This is a genomic window from Allobosea sp. CER48 (genome assembly GCF_044752385.1).
GTDB lineage: Bacteria > Pseudomonadota > Alphaproteobacteria > Rhizobiales > Beijerinckiaceae > Allobosea.
Genome location: NZ_JBIWYK010000074.1, coordinates 1 through 9721, shown reverse-complemented (window position 1 = coordinate 9721; position 9721 = coordinate 1). Strand labels below are relative to the sequence as shown.

Annotated in this window: 8 protein-coding genes and 1 pseudogene; 8 read left to right on the top strand and 1 reads right to left on the bottom strand. The window is 66.1% G+C overall.

What is annotated here, in order from left to right; genetic code table 11:
• The 7 genes and pseudogenes from ACIPIA_RS04980 to hflX all read left to right on the top strand — a co-directional run.
• Positions 1-281: pseudogene (locus tag ACIPIA_RS04980) on the top strand (tRNA dihydrouridine synthase DusB); the annotation flags it as partial.
• Positions 282-385: 104 nt separating this feature from the next.
• Positions 386-1444: a two-component system sensor histidine kinase NtrB gene (locus ACIPIA_RS04975; RefSeq protein WP_400507254.1), complete on the top strand. Its 1059-nt coding sequence runs from the start codon at positions 386-388 to the stop codon at positions 1442-1444.
• 8 nt (positions 1445-1452) lie between these two features.
• Positions 1453-2904 (top strand): nitrogen regulation protein NR(I), encoded by a 1452-nt coding sequence (gene ntrC, locus ACIPIA_RS04970; protein ID WP_400507250.1) that lies wholly within the window; start codon positions 1453-1455, stop codon positions 2902-2904.
• 142 nt (positions 2905-3046) lie between these two features.
• Entirely contained in the window at positions 3047-5302 is a 2256-nt protein-coding gene (locus ACIPIA_RS04965; protein ID WP_400507248.1) for a sensor histidine kinase NtrY-like, read from the top strand.
• The gene (gene ntrX, locus ACIPIA_RS04960) at positions 5302-6669 is read left to right on the top strand and encodes a nitrogen assimilation response regulator NtrX (RefSeq protein WP_400507246.1); all 1368 of its coding nucleotides are present in this window, start codon (positions 5302-5304) and stop codon (positions 6667-6669) included. Before ACIPIA_RS04965 ends, ntrX begins: the two co-directional genes overlap by 1 nt.
• A 200-nt stretch (positions 6670-6869) precedes the next feature.
• Entirely contained in the window at positions 6870-7118 is a 249-nt protein-coding gene (gene hfq, locus ACIPIA_RS04955) for an RNA chaperone Hfq (RefSeq protein ID WP_055726983.1), read from the top strand.
• A 73-nt stretch (positions 7119-7191) separates the two neighbouring features.
• Positions 7192-8517, top strand: a complete 1326-nt coding sequence (gene hflX / locus ACIPIA_RS04950; RefSeq protein WP_400507252.1) for a GTPase HflX — start codon at positions 7192-7194, stop codon at positions 8515-8517.
• A gap of 6 nt (positions 8518-8523) precedes the next feature.
• On the opposite strand, the gene mazG is transcribed toward hflX, so the two are convergent.
• Positions 8524-9360 (bottom strand): nucleoside triphosphate pyrophosphohydrolase, encoded by an 837-nt coding sequence (gene mazG, locus ACIPIA_RS04945; protein ID WP_400507244.1) that lies wholly within the window; start codon positions 9358-9360, stop codon positions 8524-8526.
• Positions 9361-9397: 37 nt separating this feature from the next.
• Here mazG and arfB point away from each other — a divergent pair.
• A partial coding sequence (gene arfB, locus ACIPIA_RS04940; protein WP_400507242.1) for an alternative ribosome rescue aminoacyl-tRNA hydrolase ArfB occupies positions 9398-9721 on the top strand: 324 nt, incomplete at its 3' end.

Here is a 9721-nt window from a genome sequence, read left to right as displayed (position 1 = left end):
GGGCTGCGCTCGACGGTCGCACGCTCGCGCCGCTGCCCCTCGCCGAGAAGCTCGCCACCGCGCGGGAGCATTACGAAGGGCTGCTCGCATTGATGGGCACCGCCCATGGGGTGCGCCATGCCCGCAAGCACCTCGCCGCCTATGCCGACGAGGCCCTGGCCGAAGGCTGCGAGCCGGATCCGGACCAGCGGCGGACGCTGCTGACCTCGGAAGAGCCTCGGCAGGTGCTCGCTGCGCTCACCGCACTGTTTTCGACGGAATTGAGCCGCGAAGCGGCCTGAACGGGAAAAGGAGGGGGCCGATGACGGCGCTCTTTGCCGACAAGGGGCTCGAAAAGGCCTATCTCCTCGATACGATCGAGGTGCAGGCGCTGAATGTGCTGCCGATGCCGGTGCTCATGATCGGCGAAGGCCATGTGATCGCCTATGCCAATACCGCCGCCGAGGACTTCTTTCAGTCGAGCGCCGCCGTGCTCAAGCGCCAGCGCATCGACGATCTCATCGCCTTCGGCTCGCCAGTGCTGGGATTGATCGAGGAGGTGCAGCGTCGCGGCGCCAGCGTCAGCGAGTATCGCCTCGATCTGGGTTCGCCCCGCCTCGGCATTGATCGGATCGTCGACGTGTTTGCCTCTCCGTTGCCCAATCAGGGCGATGCGGTGGTCTTGATGCTTCAAGAACGGACAATTGCCGAAAAAATGGACAGGCAATTGACGCATCGAGGAGCAGCACGCTCGATCACGGCGCTCGGCGCCATGCTCGCCCATGAGATCAAGAACCCGCTCTCGGGCATTCGCGGCGCGGCGCAGCTTCTCGAAGGCTCGATCTCGGATTCGGACCGGATGTTGACGCAGCTGATCTGCGACGAGACGGACCGGATCGTGAAGCTGGTCGAGCGCGTGGAGCTGTTCGGCGACGAGCGCCCGAGCGAGCGCGAGGCCGTCAATGTCCATGACGTGCTCGACCATGTGAAGCGCCTGGCCCAGTCCGGCTTCGCCCGCCACGTCCGCTTCTCCGAGGTCTACGACCCGTCCCTGCCGCCGGTCGCCGGAAACCGCGATCAGCTCGTGCAGGTCCTGCTGAATCTGGTGAAGAACGCCGCCGAAGCCATTGGCGAGCAGGCACTCGACGGCGAGATAACGCTCACGACAGCCTATCGTCCGGGCATTCGCATGCAGGTGCCCGGATCGTCTGAACGGATCGCGTTGCCGCTCGAAATCTGCATTCGCGACAATGGTTCCGGCGTGCCGCCGGATCTCGTCCAGCACCTGTTCGATCCCTTCGTGACGACGAAGGCTCAGGGAAGTGGCCTTGGACTTGCACTCGTCGCCAAGGTGATCGGCGATCACGGCGGAATCGTCGAATGCGAGTCCGTTCCTCGCCGAACGCAATTCAGGATCCTTCTGCCGCTGCACCAGCTGGGGCACGGCAGCCAACGCAAGGCCTAATCGAACACATGCCGACCGGGAACATCCTCGTCGCCGACGACGACGCCGCGATCCGCACCGTCCTCAACCAGGCGCTTGCCAGGGCCGGCTATGAAGTCCGAACCACCGGGCAGGCCGCTACCCTGTGGACCTGGGCGGCCCAGGGGCTGGGCGATCTCATCATCACCGACGTCGTGATGCCGGACGGCAATGCCTTCGACCTGCTGCCCCGCATCAAGCGCGTGCGGCCGGAATTGCCGATCATCGTCATGAGCGCGCAGAACACCTTCATGACCGCGATCAAGGCTTCCGAACGAGGGGCCTATGAATATCTGCCGAAGCCCTTCGACCTGAAGGAGCTGGTCGCGATCGTCGGTCGCGCCATGTCCCGCCCGCGGGGAGAGACGGCGCGCAGCCACGCCGCCGAGCCCGAGGATATCCCGCTCATCGGCCGCTCGCCGGCCATGCAGGACGTCTATCGCGCTCTGGCGCGCCTGATGCCGATCGATCTGACCGTCATGATCAACGGCGAATCCGGCACCGGCAAGGAACTGGTGGCGCGCGCACTGCATGATTACGGCAAGCGCAAGAACGGTCCCTTCGTCGCGATCAACATGGCGGCGATCCCTAAGGACCTGATCGAGTCCGAGCTCTTCGGCCACGAGAAGGGAGCCTTCACCGGGGCGCTGACGCGTTCCTCGGGCCGCTTCGAGCAGGCTGAGGGCGGCACGCTCTTCCTCGACGAGATCGGCGACATGCCGATGGAGGCACAGACGCGCCTGCTGCGCGTGCTCCAGCAGGGCGAGTACACGACGGTCGGCGGGCGCACCCCGATCAAGACCAATGTCCGCATCATCGCCGCGACCAACAAGGACCTGCGCATCTCGATCGCGCAGGGCCTGTTCCGCGAGGACCTGTTCTTCCGGCTCAATGTCGTGCCGATCCGGCTGCCGCCCCTGCGCGAGCGCGTCGAGGACATCCCCGATCTCGTCCGGCACTTCTTCTCGCTGGTCGAGAAGGAGGGGCTGCCGCGCAAGCAGGTCGATTCGGAAGCGATGGACGTGATGCGTCGCTATCGCTGGCCGGGTAACGTCCGCGAGCTCGAAAACCTGGTTCGCCGGTTGGCCGCCCTCTACCCGCAGGAAACTATCACCGCGCCGATCGTCGAGGCCGAATTGCAGCCGGCCGCAGGCGGGTCGAGCTACGCCGGCAACTCCGCCGCTCCCGAGCGCGCCGAGACCCTGTCCGGCTCGGTCGAGCGACATCTCGGCCAGTATTTCGGCGGATTCGGTGACAATATCCCGCCCCCAGGCCTGTATCACCGCATTCTGCGCGAGATCGAACCGCCGCTGATCGCAGCGGCGCTCGCCGCAACCCGCGGCAACCAGATCCGCGCGGCGGAGCTCCTCGGCCTCAACCGCAACACGCTCCGCAAGAAGATCCGCGAGCTCGACATGCAGGTTGTGCGTTCGCCGCGCTGAACGGTCGCGCTGCCTTTTATATGTCATATTTTGACAACACCGTTGCGGCGGCGCATCAGTAGCGCCGTGAGTCCGGCGAAGTCCCGGCCGAGCCTTATCGGAGTTGTCAGAGAACGTGTCCGCTTCCGCGAGTGAGGCCAGAATGGTACCGCGCGGCGAGGAGAAATCCCGCCGTGTTTCCGGCTGGATTGGCGGCATCATCGTCGTCCTGGCGCTGGTCTCGGCGCTGCTGACGTTCCTTGTCCTGTCCGGCGCGACGCCGATCGCGCCGGTGCACGAGGTCGTGGTCGGCGTCTTCGTCCTCAATGCGCTGCTGATTCTCGCACTGCTGGTCATCGTCGCAGTCGAGGCCGCCGTCCTGATCAGAGCACGGAAGGCCGGGGCTGCGGCCGCCGGCCTGCATGTGCGCATCGTCGGCCTGTTCAGCATCATCGCGGCGCTTCCGGCTGTCCTCGTCGCCATCATCGCCACCTTCACCATCGAGCGCGGCCTGGAGCCCTGGTTCTCGGACAGGATGCGCGATGCCATCTTCAAGTCGGTCGAGGTCGCGGATGCCTATGCCGCCAGCCAGTGCCGTTCGCTCGGTCGCGAGATTCGCGTGCTTGCCGACGACCTGACGCGCGCCAAGCCGGCCTATGACGTCGACCGGAAATGGTTCGAGAACTTCCTGACCTCGCGCGCGACGGCGCTTGGCGTTCCGGTGGCGGCGATCATGCAGCCGCCGGACAAGGTGATCGTCCGCGCCAATATCGACGTGCTGCGCGATGCGCCGAAGCCCGATCAGGCCTCCTTCGACGATGCGCAGTCCGCGCCGGAGCCGATCTGCGTCATTCCGCGTACCGGACGGATCTTCGGCGCGGTGATGAAGCTTCCGGCCTATGACAACAGCTTCCTGCACATTGCGCGGGAGGTCGATCCGCTGGCCGTGGAATTCCCGGCCGTCGCACGCGGGGCGGCCGTCGAGTACCTGTCGATCGACGCTCGTCGGAAGGGCGTCCAGATTGCCTTCGCCTCGATGTACGGCCTGATCGCGCTGATCCTGCTGCTGTCGGCCATCTGGCTCGGCCTGAGCTTTGCCAATGGCCTCGTCGCCCCGATCAGGCGGATGATCCACGCAACCGATCAGGTCTCTAGCGGCAATTTCTACGTCCAGGTGCCGATCCGACGATCCGAGGGCGACCTTGCCCATCTCGGCGAGACGTTCAACAAGATGACGGCGGAGCTCCGCCGTCAGCGCGACAGCCTGGTAACGGCCAGCGAGGTCATCGACAGGCGGCGGCGCTTTACCGAGACCGTACTCTCCGGCGTCTCCTCCGGCGTGCTCAGTCTCGACAGCGACGGCCACATCACGACCATCAACCGATCGGCCGAAGCCCTGCTGGGCACCGGTGGCCGGCTACATGGCAAGCCCGTGGCCGAGGTCGCCCCTGAGGTCGCGAGTTTCGTCGCGGAGGCCCTGCAGGGCAGGCAGCGACAGATCGCGGGGCAGGCGACGCTGACGCGCGCGGGGCAGGACCGCATGGTGAACATTCGCGCGGTGCGCGAAGGCGAGGGGATCAGCGCCGGTCTCGTGGTGACGCTCGACGACATCACCGATCTCGTTTCGGCGCAGCGCACGGCTGCCTGGGCCGACGTCGCCCGGCGCATTGCACATGAGATCAAGAATCCGCTGACGCCGATCCAGCTTTCGGCCGAGCGCATCAAGCGCCGCTTCGGCCGCGTGATCACCGAAGGCAAGGAGGTCTTCGACCAGTGCACCGACACGATCGTGCGCCAGGTCGAGGATATCCGCCGCATGGTCGACGAATTCTCTTCGTTCGCCCGCATGCCGAAACCCTCGCTGCTGCGCGAGGATATCGTCGAGACGGTGCGTCAGATCGTCTTCCTCTGGCGGGTCGGGAATCCCGAGACCACGATCGAGGAGAGCCTCCCCGACGAGGCGGTCCCGGCGCGGTTCGACCGGCGCCTGATCTCGCAGGCCCTGACCAACGTCATCAAGAACGCGACCGAGGCGATCGAGGCGGTTCCCGCGGACGAGCGGGGCCAGGGCCGCATCGATGTCCGCCTGGAGCGGCGCGAGGATGGCCGGGTGGTGATCGAGGTGATCGACAACGGCAAGGGCCTGCCGGCCGACCAGCGCCAGAAATTGCTGGAGCCCTATATGACCACGCGCGAGGGCGGGACCGGTCTCGGCCTCGCCATCGTCGGCAAGATTCTGGAGGACCACGGCGGCGGCATCGAGCTGCTCGATCGGCCCGATGCTTCCAGCGGGGCGAGGGGCGCCCGTATCCGTCTCTGGTTCCCCGATACCGGCCCCTCCGAGGCCGATGGCGGCGATAATGCCGCCCAGCCGGGCTCCGGTCCGGTCGTTCACGATTTGCAGAATGGGATAGGTTGATGAGCGCTGACATCCTGGTGGTGGACGACGAAGTCGATATCCGCGATCTGGTCGCCGGCCTTCTCGAAGACGAAGGCTATCGGACCCGCAAGGCAGGCTCCGCCGACGAGGCGCTGGCGGCTATTGCCGCGCGGCGGCCGAACCTCGTCTTCCTCGATATCTGGTTGCAGGGCAGCCGCCTGGACGGTCTGCAGGTCCTGGAGCTGATCAAGGAGAGCCATCCGGATCTCGCCGTGGTGATGATTTCCGGCCACGGCAACATCGAGACGGCCGTGTCCGCGATCAAGAGTGGCGCCTATGACTTCATCGAGAAGCCGTTTAAGGCGGATCGGCTCGTCCTCGTGGCCGAGCGTGCCCTCGAGGCATCGCGGCTGCGCCGCGAAGTCCGGGAGCTGAAGACCCGCTCGGTCCAGGCCAACCGCATCGTCGGCCGCACGACGGTTGTGAACCAGCTGCGCCAGACCATCGAACGCGTGGCGCCGACCAACGCGCGCGTCCTCATCACAGGCGAGCCGGGCTGCGGCAAGGAGCTGGCGGCCCGCACGCTGCATGAGGCGTCGACGCGCTCGCACGGCCCCTTCGTCGTCATCAACGCGGCGACGATCACGCCCGAGACGATGGAGGAGGAGCTTTTCGGCGTCGAGGGCGGGGACGGCCGCTCGCGCCGCATCGGCGCGCTGGAGGAGGCGCATGGCGGCTCGCTCTATATCGACGAGATCGGCGACATGCCGCGCGAGACGCAGAACCGTATCCTGCGCGTCCTTGTCGACCAGAACTTCCAGCGTGTCGGCGGAGCGACGCGGGTCCATGTCGATGTCCGCATCATCTCGTCGTCGAGCCGCGATCTCGCCCAGCTGATCGCCGACGGGCATTTCCGCGAGGACCTCTATCACCGCCTCAGCGTCGTGCCGATCCGCATCCCCGCGCTCTCCGAGCGGCGCGAGGACGTGCCGGAGCTGATCGAGTTCTTCATGGAGCAGATTTCCATCGCGAGCGGCCTGCCGAGGCGCCGGATCGGCTCCGATGCGATGGCCGTGCTGCAGTCGCATGAATGGCCGGGCAACGTCCGCGAGCTCCGCAACAATGTCGAGCGGCTGATGATCCTGACCAAGGGCGACCCGACCGCGGAGGTGACCGTGGAGATGCTGCCGGCGGAGGTCGGCGCGATGGTGCCGACGACACCGTCGGGCTCCGGCGGCGAGCGGTTGATGAGTCTCGCCCTGCGCGAGGCTCGCGAGATCTTCGAGCGCGAGTATCTGATCGCCCAGATCGCGCGCTTCTCAGGCAACATCTCGCGAACGGCGGAGTTCATCGGGATGGAGCGTTCGGCACTGCACCGGAAGCTCAAGTCGCTGGGCGTCGGCTAGTCTTTCGTAGGATGCGCCTGCACGCCACGCAGACGCACCTGCGAAAAAACGCGGCATTGCTGCACTTGCGTTGATGGCGAACTCGACGATCTAATGGAGCGTCGGTGTTCCGAGGCTGGCGGAATGCGCCGCCGGCCCGAACGGAACGAACTGGATCGCGGGCGTAAACCGATCGACGATCCCAACAACAGGGACTACCCATGGCCGCAGAGCGGGCTCAGAACCTCCAGGACACTTTCCTCAATCACGTTCGCAAACAGAAGATTCCGCTGACGATCTTCCTGGTGAACGGCGTGAAGCTGCAAGGCGTCGTGACCTGGTTCGACAATTTCTGCGTGTTGCTGCGCCGTGACGGCCATTCGCAGCTCGTCTACAAGCATGCGATCTCGACCATCATGCCCGGACATCCGGTGCAACTGTTCGAGCCCGAGGACACGGACAAGAACTGACTTGGCGCCAAGCCACAAGGATGATGAGGATCGGGCGGCCACGCGCGTCACAGGCGCGAAGCCGCTCGACGAAATCGAACGCGACATCGCGGCGAATACGCGCGCCTTTGTCGTGGGGCCCTACCTGCAGAAGCGCGGCATAGCGGCCGACACAAACCAGCGTTCTTTCGCTGCTCGGCTGGACGAGGCCGTCGGCCTCGCGGCTGCGATCGACCTGACCGTCGTCGAGCCGGTGCAGGTGCTGCTCACGGCGCTGCGGCCCGCGACCTATCTCGGCAAGGGCAAGGTCGAGGAGCTCGCGGAGCGCATCAGGATCGAGGAGGTCGGCCTCGTCGTGATGGACTGCGCCCTGTCGCCGGTTCAGCAGCGCAATCTCGAAAAGGCCTTCGGCTGCAAGGTCATCGATCGCACCGGCCTGATCCTCGAAATCTTCGGGCGGCGTGCCCGCACCAAGGAAGGCTCGCTCCAGGTCGAGCTTGCGCATCTCAACTATCAGAAGAGCCGGCTGGTACGGTCCTGGACCCACCTCGAACGTCAGCGCGGCGGCTTCGGCTTCCTCGGCGGGCCTGGCGAAACCCAGATCGAGGCCGACCGGCGCATCATCCAGGAACGGATGACCAAGATCGAGCGCGATCTCGAGAGCGTGAAGCGGACGCGCTCGCTCCATCGCGCCAGCCGCAAACGCGTACCCTATCCGATCGTCGCGCTGGTCGGCTACACCAATGCCGGCAAGTCGACGCTGTTCAACCGGCTGACCTCGGCCGAGGTGTTGGCGCAGGACATGCTCTTCGCCACGCTCGATCCGACGGCCCGGGCGATCAAGCTGCCGCATGGGGCCCGAATCATGCTGTCCGACACGGTCGGGTTCATCTCCGACCTGCCCACACAGCTCGTTGCCGCCTTCCGCGCGACGCTGGAAGATGCGATCGAGGCCGATGTCCTGCTGCATGTCCGCGACGTCTCGCATGAGGACACGCAGGCCCAGGCTGCCGACGTACAGGCGATCCTGCGCGATCTCGGCATCAATCCGGATGATGGCCAGCGCGTCATCGAGGTCTGGAACAAGGCCGATCTGCTGGACCCGGCCGAGCGCGAGCGTCAGCTCGGTGTCGCTTCCCTGCGCCCTGCCGAGACGCGTCCCGTCCTCGTCTCGGCACTGACCGGCGAGGGGATCGATCGTCTGACGGGAGCGATCGAGGCCAGGATCGCGCGGAGCCGGCCTGTCTACCGGCTGGATCTCGCACCCGGAGACGGCAAGTCGCTCGCCTGGCTGCATGCCAACGGCGAAATCCTGGAGCGCGAGGATGCCGAGGACGGCGGGTTGAAGCTGATCGTCCGGCTGCCGCCGGAGCGGGAAGGGAGCTTCACAGCCCGCTTTCCTGACGCGACCCGGCGCTGATCCGGGTCACGGCGCAGCCTTTTCCTCCCGCTTCACCGCCTGCCAGAGCGCCTCGAGCTCATCGAGCGCCGCATCTCCCGCGTTGCGGCCCTCGGCTTCGAGCTTCTCCTCGATGCCCTTGAAGCGGCGCTCGAATTTCGCGTTCGCAGCATGGAGGCAGGCTTCAGGATCGGCGTCGACGTGACGGGCGAGGTTGGCGATGACGAAGAGCAGGTCGCCGATCTCCTCCTGGATCGCCGCCTTGTCGCGGCTCGCGAGCGCCTCGTCGATCTCGGTCGTCTCCTCGCGGATCTTGTCGAGGACGAGGCGCGCATCGTTCCAGTCGAAGCCCACCGTCGAGGCGCGCGCCTGCAGCTTCCAGGCCCGCGTCAGGGCCGGCAGGGTATGCGGCACGCCGGCAAGGACGCTCTTGTCCTCCGGTAGCGGCGGAAGGCCCGCGGCATCGCGCACCGCCGCCTTGGCCGCCTTCTCTTCTGCCTTGATCCGGTGCCAGAGCACCTTCACCTCGGCGGGCGAGAGATCGCGCGTATCGCCGAAGACATGCGGGTGCCGGCGGATCAGCTTGCTGGTGATCGCTTCCACGACATCCGGGAACGCGAACGAGCCTTCCTCCTCCGCCATCCGGGCGTGAAACACGACCTGCAGCAGGAGGTCGCCGAGTTCGTCCTTGAGATCGAGCTTGTCGCCGCGCGCGATCGCATCGGCGACTTCATAGGCTTCCTCGACGGTGTAGGGCGCGATCGAGGCGAAGTCCTGCTGGAGGTCCCAGGGGCAACCCGTCTCCGGCGTGCGCAGCGCCGCCATGATCTCGACGAGCCGGCCGATGTCGCGGGAAGGCTTCATCGCTGCATGTCTCCTTGATTTGAGGTAGCGTCCTCCCATGATTCAAGTCACCCCGTCCATCGCGATCGACGACAGCGAGATCGAGGAGAGCTTCGTGCGCGCCTCGGGACCGGGCGGTCAGCACGTCAACAAGGTCTCGAGCGCGGTGCAGATCCGCTTCGACGCGCGCCGATCGCCGGGCTTGCCGAACGATGTCGCCATTCGCCTCATGAAACTCGCCGGCAGCAAGCTGACCCAGGACGGGGTCATCGTCATCGTCGCCCAGACGCACCGCAGCCAGAAGCGCAACCGCGAGGAGGCCGTCGAGCGATTGCTCGAATTGATCCGCGCCGCGGCGATACGCCCGACGGTACGGCGTGCG

Excerpts from the sequence above, each read along its gene's own strand:
- mazG (WP_400507244.1), bottom strand. The coding sequence starts at position 9,360 with ATGAAGCCTTCCCGCGACATCGGCCGGCTCGTCGAGATCATGGCGGCG.
- ACIPIA_RS04965 (WP_400507248.1), top strand. The coding sequence starts at position 3,047 with ATGGTACCGCGCGGCGAGGAGAAATCCCGCCGTGTTTCCGGCTGGATT.
- ntrX (WP_400507246.1), top strand. The coding sequence starts at position 5,302 with ATGAGCGCTGACATCCTGGTGGTGGACGACGAAGTCGATATCCGCGAT.
- hfq (WP_055726983.1), top strand. The coding sequence starts at position 6,870 with ATGGCCGCAGAGCGGGCTCAGAACCTCCAGGACACTTTCCTCAATCAC.
- ACIPIA_RS04975 (WP_400507254.1), top strand. The coding sequence starts at position 386 with ATGCCGGTGCTCATGATCGGCGAAGGCCATGTGATCGCCTATGCCAAT.
- ntrC (WP_400507250.1), top strand. The coding sequence starts at position 1,453 with ATGCCGACCGGGAACATCCTCGTCGCCGACGACGACGCCGCGATCCGC.